The sequence below is a fragment of the uncultured Amnibacterium sp. genome (genome assembly GCF_964250715.1).
GTDB lineage: Bacteria > Actinomycetota > Actinomycetes > Actinomycetales > Microbacteriaceae > Amnibacterium.
On the sequence record NZ_CAXUGX010000001.1, the window covers coordinates 488,700 to 508,445 of the forward strand.

At 70.5% G+C, this 19,746-nt stretch carries 15 protein-coding genes; 11 read left to right on the forward strand and 4 right to left on the reverse strand.

Features of this window, described 5'->3' with window-relative positions; translation table 11 throughout:
• Positions 1-10: 10 nt before the first annotated feature.
• The 8 genes from ACFE7H_RS02275 to nagB all read left to right on the forward strand — a co-directional run bounded on the left by ACFE7H_RS02275 (position 11) and on the right by nagB (position 9,184).
• Positions 11-1,288 (forward strand): ABC transporter substrate-binding protein, encoded by a 1,278-nt coding sequence (locus ACFE7H_RS02275; protein ID WP_375399564.1) that lies wholly within the window; start codon positions 11-13, stop codon positions 1,286-1,288.
• A gap of 101 nt (positions 1,289-1,389) precedes the next feature.
• On the forward strand, positions 1,390-2,238 hold the full coding sequence (locus tag ACFE7H_RS02280; protein ID WP_375399565.1) for a carbohydrate ABC transporter permease: 849 nt from the start codon (positions 1,390-1,392) through the stop codon (positions 2,236-2,238).
• Positions 2,231-3,082 (forward strand): carbohydrate ABC transporter permease, encoded by an 852-nt coding sequence (locus ACFE7H_RS02285; RefSeq protein WP_375399566.1) that lies wholly within the window; start codon positions 2,231-2,233, stop codon positions 3,080-3,082. Before ACFE7H_RS02280 ends, ACFE7H_RS02285 begins: the two co-directional genes overlap by 8 nt.
• A 25-nt stretch (positions 3,083-3,107) precedes the next feature.
• Complete coding sequence (locus ACFE7H_RS02290; RefSeq protein WP_375399567.1) at positions 3,108-4,118, forward strand: Gfo/Idh/MocA family protein; 1,011 nt, start codon at positions 3,108-3,110, stop codon at positions 4,116-4,118.
• A 17-nt stretch (positions 4,119-4,135) separates the two neighbouring features.
• Positions 4,136-5,149 carry a Gfo/Idh/MocA family protein gene (locus tag ACFE7H_RS02295; RefSeq protein WP_375399568.1) on the forward strand — a complete coding sequence of 338 codons (1,014 nt, stop codon included), beginning with the start codon at positions 4,136-4,138 and terminating at the stop codon, positions 5,147-5,149.
• Positions 5,146-6,156 carry an ROK family protein gene (locus ACFE7H_RS02300; RefSeq protein ID WP_375399569.1) on the forward strand — a complete coding sequence of 337 codons (1,011 nt, stop codon included), beginning with the start codon at positions 5,146-5,148 and terminating at the stop codon, positions 6,154-6,156. Before ACFE7H_RS02295 ends, ACFE7H_RS02300 begins: the two co-directional genes overlap by 4 nt.
• Positions 6,153-8,396, forward strand: coding sequence for an alpha-N-acetylglucosaminidase TIM-barrel domain-containing protein (locus tag ACFE7H_RS02305; protein ID WP_375399570.1), 2,244 nt, complete (start codon positions 6,153-6,155; stop codon positions 8,394-8,396). The genes ACFE7H_RS02300 and ACFE7H_RS02305 overlap by 4 nt, the downstream gene beginning before the upstream one ends.
• An 11-nt stretch (positions 8,397-8,407) precedes the next feature.
• A complete protein-coding gene (nagB, locus tag ACFE7H_RS02310) occupies positions 8,408-9,184 on the forward strand; it encodes a glucosamine-6-phosphate deaminase (RefSeq protein ID WP_375399571.1) in 777 nt (258 codons plus the stop codon).
• 15 nt (positions 9,185-9,199) lie between these two features.
• Here nagB and ACFE7H_RS02315 read toward each other — a convergent pair whose 3' ends face one another.
• The 3 genes from ACFE7H_RS02315 to ACFE7H_RS02325 form a co-directional block, all read right to left on the reverse strand.
• The gene (locus ACFE7H_RS02315; protein ID WP_375399697.1) at positions 9,200-10,171 is read right to left on the reverse strand and encodes a phosphodiesterase; all 972 of its coding nucleotides are present in this window, start codon (positions 10,169-10,171) and stop codon (positions 9,200-9,202) included.
• Positions 10,172-10,378: 207 nt separating this feature from the next.
• A complete protein-coding gene (locus ACFE7H_RS02320) occupies positions 10,379-11,350 on the reverse strand; it encodes a carbohydrate kinase family protein (protein WP_375399572.1) in 972 nt (323 codons plus the stop codon).
• Positions 11,351-11,357: 7 nt separating this feature from the next.
• Positions 11,358-12,311 carry a pseudouridine-5'-phosphate glycosidase gene (locus ACFE7H_RS02325; RefSeq protein WP_375399573.1) on the reverse strand — a complete coding sequence of 318 codons (954 nt, stop codon included), beginning with the start codon at positions 12,309-12,311 and terminating at the stop codon, positions 11,358-11,360.
• A 257-nt stretch (positions 12,312-12,568) separates the two neighbouring features.
• On the opposite strand from ACFE7H_RS02325, the gene ACFE7H_RS02330 reads away from it, so the two are divergent.
• From ACFE7H_RS02330 to ACFE7H_RS02340, 3 genes are all read left to right on the forward strand, one after another.
• Positions 12,569-13,918 (forward strand): S1C family serine protease, encoded by a 1,350-nt coding sequence (locus ACFE7H_RS02330; protein WP_375399574.1) that lies wholly within the window; start codon positions 12,569-12,571, stop codon positions 13,916-13,918.
• 242 nt (positions 13,919-14,160) lie between these two features.
• Entirely contained in the window at positions 14,161-15,615 is a 1,455-nt protein-coding gene (locus ACFE7H_RS02335) for an FAD-dependent oxidoreductase (protein WP_375399575.1), read from the forward strand.
• Between the two features lie 294 nt (positions 15,616-15,909).
• Positions 15,910-17,997, forward strand: coding sequence for a DEAD/DEAH box helicase (locus ACFE7H_RS02340; protein WP_375399576.1), 2,088 nt, complete (start codon positions 15,910-15,912; stop codon positions 17,995-17,997).
• A 121-nt stretch (positions 17,998-18,118) separates the two neighbouring features.
• Here the strand turns inward: ACFE7H_RS02340 and ACFE7H_RS02345 are convergent, their stop codons facing one another.
• Positions 18,119-19,639, reverse strand: a complete 1,521-nt coding sequence (locus tag ACFE7H_RS02345; protein WP_375399577.1) for a S8 family serine peptidase — start codon at positions 19,637-19,639, stop codon at positions 18,119-18,121.
• Positions 19,640-19,746: the final 107 nt, after the last annotated feature.

A 19,746-nucleotide genomic window follows, 5' to 3' on the forward strand; every position in this document is an offset into this window, starting at 1 on the left:
AGGAAGACAGATGAGAACTCCGAAGCTCTTCGCGGGAGTCGCTGCAGCGGCGGCTCTCGTTCTCGCCCTCGCCGGCTGTTCGGCGAGCAGTACCGGGACGAAGGCGGCCGACCCGTCCGAGGTGTCCGGCAAGATCACCTACGCCTTCTGGGATCCGAACCAGAAGGCGGCCATGGACAAGATCGTCGCGGCCTTCGAGAAGAAGTACCCCAAGGTGACGGTCACCGACTCCGTGGTGCCGTACGCCCAGTACTGGACGACTTTGCAGACGGAGGCGTCGTCCAACACGCTGCCGGACGTGTTCTGGATGAACATGCCGTACTTCCAGCTGTACGCGGCCAACGGCCAGCTCGCGCCGATCGACGACCTCGTCAAGGGGAAGCAGATCGACGTCTCCGCCTACCCGGCGAACCTGACGAAGTTCTACACCTACGGCGGAAAGCGGTACGCGGTGCCGAAGGACGTGGATACGAACGCGATGTGGGTGAACAAGGCACTGTTCAAGCAGGCCGGGGTCTCGATCCCCGTCGCAGGTTGGACCTACGACGACTACCGCGCGCTGGCCAAGCAGATCCGGCAGAAGCTCGGATCGAAGGGTATCTATGGCACTTCGTTCTACCTGTTCGGGCAGACGACCTACTACAGCTCCGTGTTCGCATACGGAGGCCAGGTGATCGATGGCACGAAGTCCGGGTGGGACACTCCGGCGAGTGAGAAGGGCCTGCAGATCTGGCGGGACCTCGTCAGCGACGGGTCGTCTCCCACCATCCAGCAGCTGTCCGAGACGACCGCCGACCAGTGGTTCGTCAACGGCAAGGCCGCCATGTACCCGAGCATCGCCGGCGCGAGTGTGGCAGAGATGGCCGGCGCGAAGAGCGCTGCGGACTTCGTCGCCATCCCGCTTCCGCAGGGTACGAAGCAGGCGACGGTCGGACACGCTCTCTCGAACGTGGTGAGCGCCAAGTCGAAGAACCTCGCCGCGGCGCAGGCGTTCCAGGCATTCACCGCATCGAAGCAGGCGCAGGTCATCCAGGCCGGCAGCGGCGTCGCGATCTCCGCCTACACCGGCACCGCGGACGGGTTCGTGAAGAGCCATCCCGGCCTCGGTCTGCAGACCTTCGTCGACGCGATCAAATACTCCGTGCCGTACCCGGCATCGAAGAACACCGACGCCTGGGCCGCGAAGGAGCCCGCTCTCGCCGCCCAGGCGTTCTCGGGGCAGCTGAGCGTCGACGCGGCCGAGAAGCAGCTCGCGACGGTGATGAACACCGCCTTGGCGAAGGAATGAGCACGTCCACCATCGACCGTCCGGCCACGACACCCGTGGCCGGACGGCGGACGGCGGTTTCCCGGCGGCGTCGGAGCACCACCAGGTCCGGCTGGTGGCCAGTGCTCTTCGTCGGGCCGTTCTTCCTCGGAATCGTCGTCTTCTACCTGTTCCCGATCCTGCAGACGGCGTACTTCAGCTTCACCACCTGGGGGCCGTTCGGCGGATCCACCTTCTCGGGTCTGACCAACTGGATCGCACTCGTTCGGGATCCGCAGATCCCCTCAGCCCTGCTGAACACGGTGGTCTACATCGCGATCGTCCTGCTCGGAGTCCCCATCTCCGTGGTGCTGGCCAGCCTGCTCAACCGGCCCGGACTGCGCTTCACGACGGTCTACCGGACGATGTTCTTCTTGCCGTATCTGGCGATGCCGGTCGCGGTCGCGCTGGTCTGGAGACTGATGTTCAACGGTGACTTCGGCATCATCAACACCGTCCTGCATCTGTTCGGCGGGCTGTCGCCGCGATGGCTGTCCACACCCGGCCTCGCGATCGTTGCCGTTTCGATCGTGGGGCTGTGGATGGCGGTCGGCTTCGACATCATCATCCTGTCCGCCGGACTGCGCGGGATTCCACCCGAATTGTACGAGGCGGCCGCGTTGGACGGCGCATCACGGTTCGTGCAGTTCAGGAGCATCACGGTTCCCCTCCTCACGCCGTCGATCTTCTTCGTCACCGTGATCAACGTGATCGCAGGATTTCAACTCTTCGATCTGCTCTACGCGATCATCGGGCAGATGAATCCGGTCATCAACTCCACGCAGTCGCTCGTCTACCTCTTCTACAACGAGTCCTTCGTCTCGAACAACCGGGGCTACGGGGCGGCGATCGCGCTCGTGATCCTGGTCCTCGTCGCACTCGTGACGGCGCTCCAATTCCGACTGCAGCGCCGATGGGTCAACTATGTCTGAAGCGATCGCGAGTCGTGCTCGCAGCAGGCGCACCGGCCCGCCGAGCATCGACGCCCACGCGGTACTCGTCATCGGCAGCTTGGTGATGCTCTTCCCATTCGCCTGGCAGCTCATCGCCTCGTTCTCCACGCAGGGCGACGTCACCGCCATCCCGCCCCACCTGCTGCCGTCCGAGCCGCATCCGGAGACCTATCCCGCCGTATTCGCCCAGTTGCCGTTCGTGTCGCAGGCGGCCGTGTCCGTCACGATCACCGTGCTGCGGGTACTCGGACAGGTGATCTTCGGGTCGATGGCCGGCTACGCGTTCGCGCGGATGCCCTTCCCGGGCCGGAACATCATCTTCGGCTTCGTGCTCGCGATACTGATGGTCCCGCCTCAGGTGTTTCTGATCTCGCAATACCAGATCATCCAGGCCCTCGGATGGTTGAACAGCATACCCGGTATCGTCGCGCCCGGGTTGTTCAGCGCATTCGCTGCCTTCCTGATGCGGCAGTTCTTCCTCGGCCTGCCCGAGGATCTGGAAGAGGCCGCCCGACTCGACGGGGCGAACGCGTTCCAGGTCTTCTGGCGGGTCATGCTTCCGCTCGCTGTTCCCGGCCTGTCGGCGCTTGTCGTCATCGGCGTACTGGCTTCATGGAATGACCTGCTCTGGCCGCTCGTGGTCGCCACGCAGCCCGGCAGCCAGCCACTCTCGGTGGGGTTGGCGACCCTGCAGGGGCAGTTCACGACCAACTATCCGGTACTCATGGCCGCCGCCCTTCTCGCCGCCGCGCCCATCCTCGTCATCTTCCTCATCATGCAGCGCAGGGTGATCGACGGCCTTGCTTTCTCTGGAATCAAGTGATTCCAGACTCTCGGATCAGGTGAATATGAATCAGCTCAGGGTCGGTCTCGTCGGAGCGGGCGTCATCAGCACGGTCCACGCAGCCGCGTGGAGGGACCTCGACGCGGAGGTGCTCGTCTTCTCCGAGACCGGAGCCGTCTCGTTGGCGGAGCGCTTCGGCTTCCGTACGGTGCCGTCGCTGCAGGAGCTGTTCGACTCGGTCGAGATCGTCGACGTCTGCACACCGACGCCGACGCACGAGGAGATCGCGCGGCGTGCGCTCCAGTCGGGTGCCGATGTGGTGTGCGAGAAACCGCTCGCGCGAACCGCAGCCGCCGCCGCGCGGCTGATCGACGACGCACGGCGACTCGGGAGGAAGATCTACCCGGGTCACGTCGTGCGCTACTTCCCCGAGTACGTCGCGCTTCGCGACGCCGTCGCCGCCGGCCGTCTCGGTGAACTCGCCGTTCTGCGATTCACTCGCGGCGGCCCGGCGCCCGCCGGTTCGTGGTTCTTCGACGAAACAGACTCCGGCGGCCTGCTGCTCGACCAGATGATCCACGACCTCGACCAGGCCCGGTGGATCGCCGGTCCGGTGGTGCAGGTGTTCGCCAGCCAGAACCCCACGACGCTCGACAGTCGCGTGAGGGCTCCCGTCGTCTGCCATGCGGTGCTCACGCACGCGTCGGGCGCACTCTCCTTCATTCAGGGCGTCTGGGGGGCACCCGGCATGCGGTTCACCACGTCGTTCGACGTCGCCGGCTCGGCGGGCCGGCTCCAGTACGACTCGGCGACGACAGCGGAGATTCAGGCCAACCTGTCGACCGATGCATCCGGCAACTCATCCCTTCCCGGACTCGTCGGCGAGAGCCCCTACACGGCCGAGATCCGCGAGTTCGTCTCGGCGTTCGCAGGAGGCGCGGATCCGCGTGTCACGGGGAACGACGCCGTGATTGCGATCGGACTCGCTGAAGCGGCGCTGGAATCGGTGCGACTCGGTGCACCCGTGCCGTTCGACGAAACCACGCTGAGCGAGCTCTCGGTGGTGAACGCCTGATGAGTGAGGAGAAGCGGATGCGCGTCGCAGTCATGTCGTTCGCGCACGTGCACGCGGCCTCCTACATCGGACACCTGCTGGGCGCCTGCGATATCGAGGTGCTGACCTGCGACCCGGGCGGGATCGCAGCAGAGGGCGAGCTGCCCCGCGGGGTCGAGTTCGCGAAGCAGCTGGGCGCCGCGTACGTCGACTCGTACGAGGAGTTGTTCGCCTGGCGACCTCATGCGGTCGTCATCTGCACCGAGAACAGCCGGCACGTCGATGCGGTCCGGCTCGCCGTGCGCGCCGGCGCCCATGTGCTCTGCGAGAAGCCGCTCGCCACGAGTACCGCCGACGCGGAGGAGATCGTACGGCTGTGCGACGACGCCGGCGTCCTGCTCATGACCGCGTTCCCGATCCGCTTCACCCAGGCGTTCGCCGAGCTCACGGCGCGAATCGCCGCCGGCGAGGTCGGAGACGTACTGGGCGTGCTCGGTACCAACAACGGCAAGATCCCGACCGGCGATCGCCGCTGGTTCACCCAGTCCATCTGGTCCGGCGGCGGTGCACTCGTCGACCATGTGGTGCACTGCGCGGACCTGCTCGACGTCCTGCTGGGCGAGGCGCCGGTGAGCGTGCGCGCGGTCAGCAACGGCGTGCTCCACGGCGACCTCGACCTCGAAGTCGAGACGGGCGGTCTCGTCACCCTGCGCTACCCGTCCGGAGTGTTCGCGACGATCGACTGCTCGTGGAGCCAGCCGCTGAACGCAGCGGTCTGGGGTGACGTCGAGCTGCAGGTCACCGGCACGCGAGGATCGTTGAGCATGCGAGCCATGAGTCGGTACGTCGGTGGCACGCTCGCGGACGGCCCCGCGTGGGTACCGTTCGGGCTGGACTTCGACGGCGCGATGATCGATCACTTCCTGCATTCGGTCCGCACCGGCTCTCGGCCGGCACCGGACGGCGCCGTCGGCCTGCGGACGACGCAGATCGTGGAAGCCGCGCGCCTGTCCGCGGGCACCGGTGCCGTCGTCGAACTGCGGCAGGGATGACCCACACGGCGCCCCCGCAGGATCGAGGACTGGTCGCGATCGACATCGGCGGCACCACCATCAAGGGCATCGCGATCACCGCCGACAGCACGGTCGTGCGGCAATCGGTCATCGCGACGGGCGGCGGCGGCACCGCCGCTCTCGACGCGCTCACCGGCCTCGTCGACACCCTCGCTGATTCCCTGACGGAAGCGGGCGTGGCCCTCGGTGGGATCGGGCTCGTGAGTCCCGGCATCGTCGATCGCGCGTCGGGCGTCATCGGTCGCGCAGTGAACCTCGGATGGGAAGACGTCCCCCTTGCCGGGATGCTCCGGAACCACTTCCGAGTACCGGTCGCGGTGGAACACGACGCCCGGGCAGGCGCACTCGCCGAGCAGCATCTGAACCCCCGCACCCGTGATGCGGACTTCGCATTCATCCCGATCGGCACCGGTATCGCCGCTGCGTTGGTCGCCAACGGCGTTGTCGTCCGCGGGGCATCGGGCGCGGCGAGCGAGTTCGGACACGTCGTCGCCGTACGTGGCGGGGAACGCTGCACCTGCGGGCAGCTGGGCTGCGTGGAGGCCTACGCGTCCGCGGCCGCGATCGTTCGGCGGTACCGCCGAACCGGTCACGAGGCCTCGTCGGCGGAGGAGATTGTCCGGCGCCTCGACGACGACGATGTCGCGGCCCGGATCTGGGACGAAGCCGTGTCGACGCTCGCGATCGGGCTCGCGTCGCTCGTGACCATGTTCGACCCGGCGGTCATCGTTCTCGGCGGTGGCCTCGCACTCGCCGGGAACGTCCTGCAGGATCCGCTGGCCGAATACCTCGGACACGAGCTCGGCTGGCGAGCGGCGCCGCCGATCTTCCTGTCCGAGTTCGGTGCCCACTCCGCACTGCTCGGGGCTGTGCTCGTCGCGGAAGGCGATGGCAGCGTCTGGCCGACGCTCGCACCGGTTCGGATCGTCGACCAGCTCGACCGCACACGTCCCTCCGTCGAAATCCCCTTGGAGACCGCACGATGACCTCGATCGATACCGCCGTCGCCGGAGTGCACCGCCTGAGCGGCCTTCCGGTCGAGCAGATCCGCGTCGAGCTCGTCGAATCCGACAAGGGCACGGATTCATTCGCGGTGACCGTCGACGCCGGGGTCCTCGCGATCAGCGCGACGACACCGGCGACCGCGCTGGCCGGGTACGCACAATTCGCTCGACGCACGGGGATCGGCAGCGTCTCCCGCTCAGGGGTGCGGCTCGCCTCGGCGCTGCCCGCCGACGGCTCGCTCGCGAGCGAGACGAGGTTTCCGTGGCGGGTCGCTTACAACATCACCGTCGCCGGCTACACGACCCCGTTCTTCGACTGGTCCGCCTGGGAGCGCGAACTCGACCTGCTCGCAGCCAGCGGAATCAACGCAGCGCACCTCACGCTCGGCCAAGAGGTCGTGTGGTTGCAGGCCTTCCAGAACTTCGGTTACCGAGAGGACGAGCTGCTCGCCTGGATCGTTCCGCCGTCGCACCAGGCGTGGCAGTGGCTGAACAACATCCAGTACTTCGGGCGCGGCACGACGGTCGGCCTGATCGATCGCCGCGTCGATCTCGCCCGCCGCGTCCTCGATCGCATGGCGGAGCTCCAGATCCGGCCGATCCTCCCGGGTTTCAGCGGGACCGTGCCTGCCGGTTTCGCCGACCGCAATCTCAATGCGACAGTCGTTCCGCAGGGCCGTTGGTTCATGGATGTCGCGGGCCCGGTCCGACCCGACTGGCTCAGCTCGGCGAGCAGCCTGTACGCCGACGTCGCCGCCAGGTTCTACCGAGCGCAGTACGACGCTTTCGGAGTCACCGGCACCTGGGCCGTCGACCTTCTGCACGAGGGCGGCACGTTGGGCGACGTTCCCTTGGCCGACGCGGCCCGCGGCGTCGAAACGGCGATGCGTGCCGCCGCTGACTCGTACACGTGGGTGATCCAAGCGTGGGGGGGAAACCCGCGACAGGACCTGCTCGACGCACTGGACCCGGCACGCCTGCTCGTGCTGGATCTGACGGGAGAGGACTGGACGCGTCCCGGCGTCTACGGCGACGCCCCATGGGTCTGCGGGATCCTGCCGAACTACGGCGGCCGCCTCAGCCTCTACGGCGACCTCGAGGCGATCGCCCGCACACCCGCGTCGCTCGCTGCAGCGCCCTCGAACCGACTCGCCGGCCTGACCGACACGGCAGAGGGAGTAGCGAACAACCCTGTGGTCTGGGACCTGTTCCACGACCTCACCTGGACGACCCGACCGATCGATCTAGACGACTGGCTTCCGAAGTGGGTGATCGCGCGCTACGGCGCACACGACGAGGACGCGATCGCCGCCTGGCAGGTCCTGCGACAGACCGCCTACGGACCGTGGCGCACCGCAGAATCGGCCCCGCCGCCGCCCGAATCGACACTCGCCCTCGCCGGCGAGGAAGTCGATGCGGGTTCTCGTGACCGAGCGCCGTCGTCAGCGCTGCTCCCGATGACGACGATCGGGGCTGAGGACGCCGACGAGCAACTCGGTGCGTTCAGCTTCTACGCCGGCACCGACTCGGTCATCGCCGCGATTCCCAGTCTCGACGCGAACCAGGCCAGCCTCGTCGGTCCCCGGACGTTGCCCTACCCTCCCGGCGCCCTCCTGCCCGCCATGCAGTTCCTCCGGAGCGCTGCCGGCCGACTCCCGTCGTCGCCGTCGTTGACCTACGACCTCGTCGACATCTCGAGGCAAGCCACCGCGGACGCCGCTCGCACCATGCTCGGCACCGTCCGCGCCGCCCACGCGAACCACGACATCGGCGCGTTCGACGACGCGGTCGGCGCCTTTCTCGACCTCATCGGCCACCAGGACACGATCCTGGCCGCGCATCCGGACTTCCGTCTCGACACCTGGCTCGACGCGGCGAGGGCCTGGGGTGTCTCCTCGGACGAGCGTGACGAGCTGGTCGAGTGGGCGGCGCGGCTCCTCACCTCCTGGGGCACCCGCGACGACTTCGTCCTCACCGAGTATGCGAACCGAGACTGGAACGGCGTCGTCGGCACCTATTACGGGCAACGGTGGTCGCTCTGGTTCACCGAACTGCGCAAGGTGCTCCTCGGCGAACCGACGACGCCGGTCGACTGGTACGCCGTCGCCGAGCAGTGGATCCACTCGGTCACGCACGAACGCGACTCCGACGAGGGCGCCGCGCCACCCCTGTTGCACTCCGTCGACCGAGCGCTCGTGCTCCTCCAGAAGATCCACGGCTGATCGTGCAGGTCATGATCGTGCCCGACCGGGAATCGGTCGGGCAGGCAGCCGCCGCGCGGATCCGGCGGGTGATCCGTGGCGACCCGGCGGCCTCCCTCGGACTCGCAACCGGCTCTTCTCCCCTCACCGCCTACGCAGCACTCGCGTCGCTCGTGGAGACCGGTGATCTCGACCTCACCGAGGCGACGGCGTTCGCGCTCGACGAGTACGTCGGCTTACTCCCGCACTCCGAGCACAGCTATGCGGCGACCTTGCTTCGCGAGGTGATTCGCCCGCTGCGGATGGATCCGGAACGCATCCACGTACCCGATGGGTCGGCGACGGATCTGCAGGCTGCGTGCGCGAGGTTCGAGGAAGCGATCCGGCGCGCAGGAGGAATCGACCTGCAGATCCTCGGTATCGGCGCCAATGGTCACATCGGCTTCAACGAACCGACCTCCTCGCTGTCCTCGCGGACCCGCATCAAGACGCTCGCACCGCGGACCCGCGCCGACAATGCCCGATTCTTCGACGGCGACCTCGGCCGCGTACCCACGCACTGCCTCACGCAAGGACTGGGCACCATCCGAGAGGCCACAGAGATCGTGCTGGTGGCGCACGGGGCCGAGAAGGCGGCCGCCGTCGCAGCCGCTGTCGAGGGGCCGTTGACGGCGATGGTTCCAGCGTCCGCGCTGCAACTGCACGCGCAGACGACCGTCATCCTCGACCGCGCCGCCGCGTCACGGTTGTCACTCGTGGAGTACTACGACCACACCCTCGCCAATCTCCCCGACTGGCAGCGCGTGTGACCACCGTGCGGAGTGTCAGTCGGGGAGTCGGGGCAGGGTGATCGGCGAGGTCATGGCCTGCAGTTCGGTATCGACTGCGTCCGGGCGGGTGGGCTCGGCTGCGGAGCCGGCGGCGGGGACCACGACGCCGTGCTCGGCAAGGATCTCTTCGCTCTCCTCTGCGGACGTCCAGGACAGGGCCGGCGCGCCGGTGACCGGGACCACCGAGTTCAGCACCACGTCGCCCCACACGTGCACGAGGTTGTACGACTGGGCGGCGTCCTGCGGTCGGGTGGATCGGGGAGCGGCGGTCAGGTCCTGCGTGTAGCAGGTGGCGGAGGCGACCGAGACGGGGATGCCGGCGAAGGTGCCGGCGGTGGAGAAGTGCAGGTGCCCGGCCAGAATCTGCCGCACGTCGCTGCCCTCCAGCACCTCCGCCAGTCCGGCCTGCTCGCGCAATTCGACCAGGGTCGCCAGGTCTTGGATCGTCGGCAGCGGCGGGTGGTGCATCGCGAGCAGGGTGCCGTGCGGGGCGTCGACCGCCAACTCCTCCGCCAGCCAGTCCAGCTGGTCGCCGGTGACGTGGCCCCAGTGCTCGCCGGGCACGGTGGTGTCGAGGGTGATCACGCGCAGGCCGTTCACGTCGTCCACGCGGTCGACGGGACGGGCGTTGCCGACCTGGCCGAGCAGCTCCTGGCGGAACACCTCGCGCCGGTCGTGGTTGCCCATGCACCAGATCACCTGGGCACCCATTCGGTCGGCGACTGGTTCGACGATCGCGCGCAGCGTTCGGTAGGCGGCGGCGTCGCCGTGGTCGGCCAGGTCGCCGGTGAAGATCAGGGCCTCGGGCCGGGTGCCGGTCGCGTCCAGCTCGGCCAGGATGCGGCGGACGGTGATGGAGGGGTCGACCCGCCCGTAGAGACGTCCGTAGCGCGGCAGCAGATGCGTGTCGCTCAGGTGCAACACGAAGTGGTCCGGGCGGCCATACTCGGCCCGACGGGTCGGCATGGGCTCGTCGGCCGTGCGGGCGGGCACGGGGTTCCGTTCGGGCGCGCCGGAGGGATGCTGAGCGCTGTCGCTCGTCATGGAATGCCTCTCGCTTCGCCCGGATCGAAGGATCACTCGGCCGCTACGCCCCACCATGCAGGTGTTCGTCGACGTGGCGGTTGCGGTTCGGTGAACGGCAATCTTCCGTTTCGGCGTCGACGGGTCGGCTCAGGCGGGCCGCGCGCCGATGATTCCGATCGCTCGACGGGCGAGCGCGTTGCCCGCGTCGACGGCATCGACCGGGTCCGATCCGGCCAGCCAGGCGGCCAGGAACCCGGCGTCGAAGGCGTCTCCGGCACCGGTCGGATCCACGACGGGCCCGGGGGACACCGTCCGCCGGTGCAGAGCGCCGTTCGCGGCGACCACCGCACCTCGGTCGCCGAGCTTGACCGCGACCACGTCGTGATCGCGAGCCAGCCGGGTCGCCGCCAGCTCGGGCCCGCCGTCATCGTCTTCGTCATCGTCATCGTCATCGTCTTCGTCATCGTCATCGTCGCCGCCGTCCCCTCCGCCGTCTCCGCTCCCGCCACCGAGCAGGGCCGCCTCGTCGGCGCTCGGCAGCAGCACCTCGATCCCGGCGACGGTGCGCAGCAGACGTTCGACGCCGTGGGTCGCGAGGAACGAGCGCGAGGAGGGATCCAGGGAGCGCGTCAGGCCGAGGCCGTGCGCCCGGGTCGACAGGGCCGACCAGGCGGCGTCGTCGCCGGCGGACCGCGCATCGAACAGGCTGTAGCCGGTCAGGTGCAGGTGCGTCGCCCCCGCGAGCAGGTCGTCGGTGATCTGCCCGGGGTGGGTGGCGGCGTTCGCTCCGCGGCTCGTCAGCATGCTGCGGTGCTGGCCCTGCACCAGGACGACGATCGTCCCGGTGGGCAGGTCCGATCCGGTGAGCCGCGCGTCGACTCCGGCGGCGGCGAACACCGCGGCGTGCCGGGCGACGTCCAGGTGGTGGACGGTGCCCACGAACGTCGTCGGCACGCCCGCCGCCGCCAGCCAGCACGCCGTGTTCGCGGCAGAGCCGCCGGGCCGCGGATCGATCCGGCTCGGAGTATCGGTGTCGGCCTGCAGGGCGCCGTCGGGCCGCACCACGATGTCGTCGATGACGTCGCCGACCACGAGCACCTTGGGCCGGCGCGCCGCCACGGCGGTCTCAGCCTGCGGCGCCGGACGCGGCGAGCGCGACGGCGATGTCGGCGGCCACCCGGACGTTGTTCCTGGCCAGCGCCAGGTTCACCTCCAGTGAGACGCCGCCGGAGGCCTGCACGATGAAGGAGAGCAGGAACGGAGTCACCTGCTTGCCACGCACGCCGGCTTCATCAGCGGCGGCGAGGGCCTGGGCCAGCACGCGGTCGTGCTCCACGGGATCCCACTGCTCGGCGATCGGCACCGGATTGGCGACGACCAGACCGGGCCGCGGCAGACCGGGGACGGCCGCGGCGGCCTGCGCCCGCAAGATGTCGGCGACCTCCTGCGGCGAGTCCACCCGCCAATCCAGCCGGAACGGCGACTCCGCCAGCCAGAAGCTGGGGAACACGTCGGTGCGATAGCCGACGACGGGCACGCTGAGCGTCTCGAGCCGTTCCAGGGTGCCGGCGATGTCGAGCACGCTCTTGACGCCGGCGGATACGACGGCGACGGGCGCCGCGGCCAGGGTGGAGAGGTCCGCCGACTCGTCGAAGGTACCGGAGGCGCCGCGGTGCACGCCGCCGAGGCCGCCCGTGGCGAAGACGCGGATGCCGGCGCGGGCGGCCAGGTACGCGGTGGCGGCGACCGTCGTCGCTCCGCTCGCGCGGCGGGCGGCCAGGACCGCCAGGTCGCGGACGCTCGCCTTGACCAGGTCCTCCTCGGCGATCCGGCGCACCTCGCCACCGGTCAGGCCGATGCGGGGCACCCCGTCCAGCACGGCGATCGTCGCCGGCGTGACGCTACGGTCGCGCAGCAGCCCCTCGAAGTCGCGGGCTGCCTGCAGGTTGCGCGGGCGCGGAAGCCCGTGCGAGATGATCGTCGACTCCAGGGCGACGACGGGCCGGCCGTCGGCCAGCGCGGCGGCGACCTCGTCGGAGGCGATCAGACCCGGCGGGAGCGGCACGGCGGCGGTCGACACCGCTCCAGCGTACGGGGGCGCTCTCCGCGCACATCGACCGGACCACCTCCGATCCTCCCTCCGGACTCCCTTGCGGAGAGCTCATAGGAAGCGCATCGACAGCACTTGTGGCGCACCCTGCTTCGGGGCGTGCACTCAGTGCCATGAACGAGCAGTCGCCTCTCTCCGCTTCCTCCTCCTCCGCTTCTTCCTCTTCCTCTTCCTCCTCCCCGTCGTCGTCTCCCTCCGACGCGCACATTCCTGCTGACGAACGCCCGGTGGTCGGAGCCCCGGACGCCGCGCACATCGACGGCAGCCACTTCGCCGCCGACGGGGCTGCCGGTACCGAGGGTGCCGCTAGCGAGGCTGCCGGTACCGATGCCGGTCGCGTCCGTCGCCCATGGTCGCGTGGTCGCCGTGCGGTGGCCCTCGGCAGCGCGGCGGCGCTGATCCTGGGCGTCGGCACCGGGATCGGTGCCCTGTCCGGCGCCGCCCTCAGCCGCACGGATACCGCCACCGGCGCCTTCGGTCAGGGCACTGCAGGCGGCACGACCGGCGGGCAGACCTTCTCCGGCGGCGGCACCTCGGGCGGCCAGGGCTTCTCGGGGAGCCAGGGCTTCTCCGGCGGACAAGGCTTTTCGGGCGGGCAGGGCTTCTCCGGCGGACAGGGCTCCTCCAGCGGCGACGGCTCCTCCGGAGCCTCGGCCTCGACCGGCACCACGGCGACCGCCGCCCAGCAGCGGGGCGTCGTCACGATCGTGTCGCAGCTGCAGTACGAGCGGGCGTCCTCCGCGGGCACGGGAATCGTGCTGAGCGCCGACGGCGAGATCCTCACCAACAACCACGTCGTCGCCGGCGCCACGAGCATCGCCGTGACCGTCGAATCGACCGGCCGCACCTACACCGCGAAGGTCGTCGGCACCGACGCGACGCACGACATCGCCGTGCTGCAACTGCAGGGCGCCTCGGGGCTGACGACCGCGTCGATCTCCTCGGACACCGCCTCCGTCGGGGACGACGTGACGGCCGTGGGCAACGCGGAGGGCGGCGGCACACTGATCGCCGCGAAGGGCCAGGTGACCGCGCTGAAGCAGGCGATCACCACCGCCGGCGAGGGCAGTGCGGATTCGGAGTCGCTGACCGGGCTGATCGAGACCGACGCCGACGTCGTCTCCGGCGACTCGGGCGGACCGCTGCTGGACACGGACGGCCAGGTGGTCGGCATCGACACGGCAGCCAGCTCGGGCACCCGCGACGTGACCGGGTACGCCATCGCCATCACGAAGGCGCTGTCGATCGCGGGGGACATCGAAGCGGGTAAGGCCTCCGACACCATCACGATCGGCACGCCCGGGTTCCTCGGGGTCGAGGTCGCCTCGGACGGGTCGAGCGCCGGGACCGGCGCGACCGTCGGCGGCGTCATCGACGGCACGCCGGCGGACACCGCGGGCCTGGAGGCGGGCGACGTGGTGACCGCCGTGGACGGCACCTCCCTGCCCGACGCCTCGTCGCTGTCGGCGGCACTCCGCACGCTGAAACCGGGTACGAGCGTGAGCATCACGTACACCGACACCGCGGGTGCATCGCACACGGCGACCGTCACCCTGGCCACCGGCCCCGCCGCCTGACTCCGGCGCCGAACCATCACCCGCGCCCGCCGCGCTCCGGCCCTCTGCCACGCCCTCGACACGTCGATCGCCAGAGCACGACAACAGGTCAGGGTCCGGTCAGCAGGCTGCTGGTCAACCACGAACCTGCTGTCGGGACCTGGTCCTGCTGAAGTGCTCGGGGGTGCGGCGGAGGGTGCGGGCCGCGATTGCGGGTACCGCCTGCGCGAGAAGGCTCAGCTTGCGCCGCTAGCGTGCGGAAGGTGGCGGGCGCGGGGGAGCAGCGGGACCTGATCGTCGTCGGCGCCGGCATCGTCGGGCTGTCGACGGCACTCATGGCGGCCGAAGCCGGCCAGTCCGTCACCGTGCTGACTGCGGAGCCGGTCGGCGGAGGTACCAGCGGCCGGTCCGCGGGCATCGTCAGCCAGTTGCACGGCACCGCCTACAGCCGGATGCGCTCGGAGACGGCCGCCAAGAACGCCGCGGCCTACCGTCACGCGAACGCGGACGGCTTCGCCTGGCTGCGGGACACGGCGCAGCGGCTCGGCGTCCCGGTCGAGTATCGGGACGCGCTGCTGGTCGCCGAGACCGCGAGCGGCGCACGCCGCGTCGACGACGAGCACCTCGCGGCCGCCCGCGCCGGCCTGCCGGTGGAGAAGTTGCGCGGTCTCGACCTGCCGTTCCCCACCCACGGCGCACTGCGCCTCCGCGATCAGCTGCTGCTGGACCCCAAGCGGCTGCTCGTCGCCCTGGCGGCGGCCGTCCGGGACGCCGGAAGCGAGGTGCTGGAAGGCGAGCGCGTCACCGACATCCGGGTCGGCGTGCGCGGCGGCTCGCTCGTGGAGACCGGGAGCGGCACTCGCGAGGCCGAGAAGGTGGTGCTGGCGACCGGTACGCCGATCCTCGATCGCGGGCTCTACCTGCTGAAGACGCAGGCCATCCGCACGCTGTCGATGTGCGGCACCGGGGTCGACGACGCGCTTCCCCTGATCACTGCCCTCGGTGCGCAGGGCAGCCACACCGTCGCCGTCACCGCGTCCGGCGCCGTCGTGACCGGCGGCGCCCACCCGACCGGCGTCGGCGGACCGGAGTCGGCGCGCGCGGACGCGCTGGAGCGCTGGTCGACCGCCCACCTGGAGGGGTTCGCGCGGGCTGCGACCTGGTCGGGGCAGGACTACCGGCCGTTCAATCCGATCGCGTTCGTCGGCCGCCTGCCCCGCGCGTTCGGCCGGGTGCTGTTCGCGACCGGCTTCGACGGGTGGGGTCTGACCCACGGCGCCGCCGCCGGGCTCCGCATCGCCGCCGAACTGACCGGCAGCACCAAGCCCGGATGGGCGGCGACCATCGGCCGGCGCGTCACGCGTCCAGCCAGCCAGCGCATCGGCATCAGCACCGACGCGGCCGCGGCGCGCCGCCTGCTCGGCGGCGTGGTCCGTGCCGTGCCCGCGGATCGCCGCCTGCTGCGCGACGGTGCCGGCATCGTGCACCGCACCTCCGACGGCCTGGTCGCCACCAGCCGCGTCGGCGGTGTGGTGCGCAGCGTGTCCGGCGTCTGCAACCGGCTGGGCGGCACGCTCTCGTGGAACGACCTGGAGCACAGCTGGGACTGCCCGGTGTGCGGCAGCCGGTTCGCGCCGGACGGAGGGGTGCTGGAGGGGGGCGCACGCGGCGGGCTGACGCCGGCGCATGACCCCGCGGACTGGGGCACCGCGTCCTAACGGACGGACCCGCCGGTGGGCGATACACTCATCCCGCCGCACCAATCCCAGGCGCGAACCCCTTGACGACTGCTTGCACCGCCCGCAGCCGGCCGCCGCTCGCATGACACGCGAGCCGCATCCGGATGCACTGGACGGTCGCGGCCAGTCCTGATCGGTCCGCGAGCAGTTCCGGTGCGGCGGACGCCGCATCCTCTGCAGTCGGTGCGGGTCCCCGTTCATGTGCGTCGAGCCGGTCATGGCCGGGCCAGCCCGCCGACCGCGAGGCGCACCGGATCCTATGGAGAACATCGGTTGTCCCGTACCTTCGCTCCGTCCCGCTCGCGCGCCCGCAAGGGCGGCACGATCGACAACACCGGGCTGATCCCCGTGCTCGCCCGTGCTGTGCGCGAGGTGGAGACCGCCGCCGGGCGAGGCCACGTCAGCCCGGCCGGCCGCACCAAGTTCCAGGTGATCGCCCTGCTGGTGCGCGAGGAGCGGGCGCGCGCGAAGACCGACGAGGACATGTCCGAGGCGGACCGCGCCGAGACGCTGAAACGCCTCGACGGGGTCGCCACGATCCTCGCGAAGACCGCGGCGCGCGACACGTCGCTGATCGCGCTGCTTGAGACGAGCGTGCCCACCTCCGATGCCGCCCGCTCGCTGCGCCGCCGCATGCTGGAGGAGGCCGGATACGAGGTGGGGCAGGAGCAGGCTCCCGCCCCGGTCGCCACCGATCCGCTCGCCGGCCGCCAGGTGATGCCCGTCTCCGTGCGCGCTCGGCAGTTGGCCAATCCGTTCCTCGCCCCGGATCTGCGGCCCGCACCGTCGCTCACGTCGCGCCGGCTCGCCAACTGGGAACTGCTCGGCCCGCTGTTCCGCAGCTTCGAGCAGGGCGGTTCCGTCACCTCCATGCCGCTGCCGGAGGCGCCGGCCCGCCCCCGCTGGGCGCCCGCCGGTCAGACGCTGATGCATCACCAGGCGCAGCTGATCGAATCCGTCGTCCGCGGCCACCGCACGTTCCTGCTGGCCGACGAGCCGGGCCTCGGCAAGACCGCCCAGAGCCTGATCGCCGCGTCCGTGGCAGACGCCTACCCGCTGCTCGCCGTCGTGCCGAACGTCGTCAAGATGAACTGGGCGCGCGAGGTGGAGCAGTGGACGCCGCACCGCCGCGCCACGGTCATCCACGGCGACGGCGCCGACCTCGACGCGTTCGCCGACATCGTGATCGTCAACTACGAGGTGCTCGACAGGCACTCCGGCTGGCTGCGCACCCTGGGGTTCCGCGGCATGGTCGTGGACGAGGCGCACTTCATCAAGAACCTCACCTCGCAGCGCTCCAAGCTGGTGCTGCAGCTGGCCGCGTCGCTCCGCGAGCGCACGACGGATCCGCTGCTGCTGGCGTTGACCGGTACTCCGGTGATCAACAGCACCGAGGACTTCAAGGCGATCTGGCAGTTCCTCGGCTGGATCGACGACAGCCGGCCGCGGCCCGCGCTGATGAACGAGCTGGAGGAGATCGGGCTCACCCCCGCCGATCCCGGCTTCGGGCGCGCGGCCCGCGAAGCGGTCATCGACTTAGGGATCGTGCGGCGCCGCAAGATCGATGTCGCCGCCGACCTGCCCGCCAAGCGGGTCGTCGACCTGCCGGTCGAGCTGGACGATGACCTGGGCCGCTCCATCAAGCAGGCCGAACGCGAACTCGCCCAGCGCCTCGTTTCGCGCTATCGCGCCCTGGTCGCGGCCCGCAAGCCGGTGTCCGACATCGACCGGCCGGCCCTGATCCGCATGGTGGCGGAGCAGGAGCTGGAGGAGTCGCGCGCCGCCAAGACCGGCGAGAACATCTTCACCATGGTGCGCAAGATCGGGCAGGCCAAGGCGGCGCTCGCGGCCGACTACGCCACCCAGCTGGCCCGCTCCGTGGGCAAGGTGGTGCTGTTCGCCAAGCACATCGACGTGATGGACCAGGCGGAGGCGATCTTCGCCCGTCGAGATATCCGCAGCATCTCCATCCGCGGCGACCAGACCGCGATCGCCCGGCAGCGCGAGGTGGACGCGTTCATGACTGACCCGAACGTCAAGGCCGCCGTCTGCTCGCTGACCGCCGCGGGCGTGGGACTGAATCTGCAGGTCGCCTCCAACGTGGTGCTCGCGGAGCTGTCGTGGACCGCCGCGGAACAGCAGCAGGCGATCGACCGCACCCACCGAATCGGGCAGGGCGAGCCGGTGACCGCGTGGCGCATCATCGCGGCGCACACCATCGACGCGAAGATCGCGGAGCTGGTCGACGCCAAGGCGTCGCTCGCGGCGCGGGCGCTGGACGGCGACGACAGCGAGGTGGCCGCCGAGGGTTCCGTGCAGCTCGACGCGCTGATCCACCTGCTGACCGAGGCGCTGCGCTGACCCGCTGAGCGCCTCCGTCTCTCCGTCGTGCGCCGAGTGATTCAGGAGATCGCGAGCAACGCAGGCCGGATCGGCCCCCTTCGTCCTTCGTTTCTCGATTCGTCCTGAATTCCTGAAGGACTCAGGCAGCGGCGGAGGAGCGGAGCGCGGCGAGCAGCGCCTCGCCGTTCGGGGTGCCGAGCCCGGTGCAGGCGTCCCAGCCGGCGCCGGCGCTGAAGTCGCCGTTGTCGCCCTCGCGGATGTCACGAAATGTCTGCGGTGCGGCGTAGAGCGCGGGCTGCAGCAGCCCGAGCGGGGTGCCGAGGGCCTGCACCAGGCGGGCGACGAGCGCCGCCCAGAGCGGAGCGACCGCGCTCGTGCCGCCGTACACGGCGCGCGTGCCGTCCACCAGCACCTGATACCCGGTGACGGGGTCGGCGTTCGCGGCCACATCGGGCACCCCGCGGCCGCCGCCGCTCGCCGGTGCGGCCGGCACACCCGCGGCGGCCTGCCACGACGGCAGCGGGAAGGTGCGGCTGACCCCGCCGCCGGTCGCTCCTGCGCCTGCACCGTCGTTCCAGACCGTCTCGGCGGTGACCGTGCCGCCGCCCGCCCGCAGGCTGGTGCCGCCGCAGGCCAGGGCGTGGGGGCTGGAGGCGGGGAAGTCCACGTGGGCGCCGCCGTCGCTCTGTCCGTCACCGCTGCCGTTGTCGCCGGCAGCGGCCGTGACCGTAGCGCCGAGTGCGGTCGCATCCTGCAGCGCTTCGTCGAACGCGCGGCGGGCCTGCGCGGTCCACTGGTCCTCGCTCTGGCCCCAGCTGATGCTGATCGCCGCCGGAGTCGGGGTGGCGTGGGCGGCCTGCGCTATCGCGTCCAGAAAGCCGGCGTCGGTGTTCGGTGCGAAGTAGACGACGATCGTCGCCCTCGGCGCCAGCCCCCCGACGACCTCGATGTCGAGCAGCACCTCGCCGTCGGCGCCCTGCGGATCGACGCCGGGTGCGTTCTGCGCCCCATCCACGCCGATCGCGGTCACGTCCACCGGCCCGACGCCGAGGCCGGAGAAATAGGTGTGCAGGTCATCCGGGCCGAATCCGCCGCCCAGTTCGATGACGGCGATCGTCTGCCCGGCGCCGTCGGTGTCGGCGGGGAACTCGTAGAGTGCGCCCAGTTCCACGGGGGTGAATCCGTGCGAAGCGGCCCGCGGCGCCGCGACCCGGAACTGGGCCCGCGCCTGCGGCCGGTCGTCCAGGCCGAGCACCGCGGTCACCACGCCGTCGAGCGCCGCCGGGATGCTGAGCCCGCCGGTGCGGTGCCGGTGCAGGACCTCGCCGTCCGGTCCGGCGCTGCGGGCGAGGCCGAGGCGCGTGCCGAACACGGTCTCGGCGGTCTGCACGGAGGCGCGGATGCGCAGGCGGCGTGACGCGGCGTGCGTCTCGATCACCTCGACCCCCAGCCCGGTCAAGGTGCGCACCACCAGGTCCAGGTCCGCCGGGTCCGCACCAGCGGGGGCAGCGGCGCTCGCGGGCACGCCGGCCCGCCGCAGGACCACTGTTGCCTCAACCGGTCCCTCGGCGGGCTCGTTGGCCGCAACCGCCCGCGGCGCGGGTCCGCGGTCGCTTCCGGGCAGTGGGACGAGGCGCGGACCACGGTCGGAGTCGCTCATCGCTCCTGTCTAGTGCACGCGCTGCACGTGCACCGTCGTACTGTGACCCGTCGCAGTGCGACCCGTCTGGCCTGCACCGCCCGCGCACACCCCTCCGGCGCTTTCAC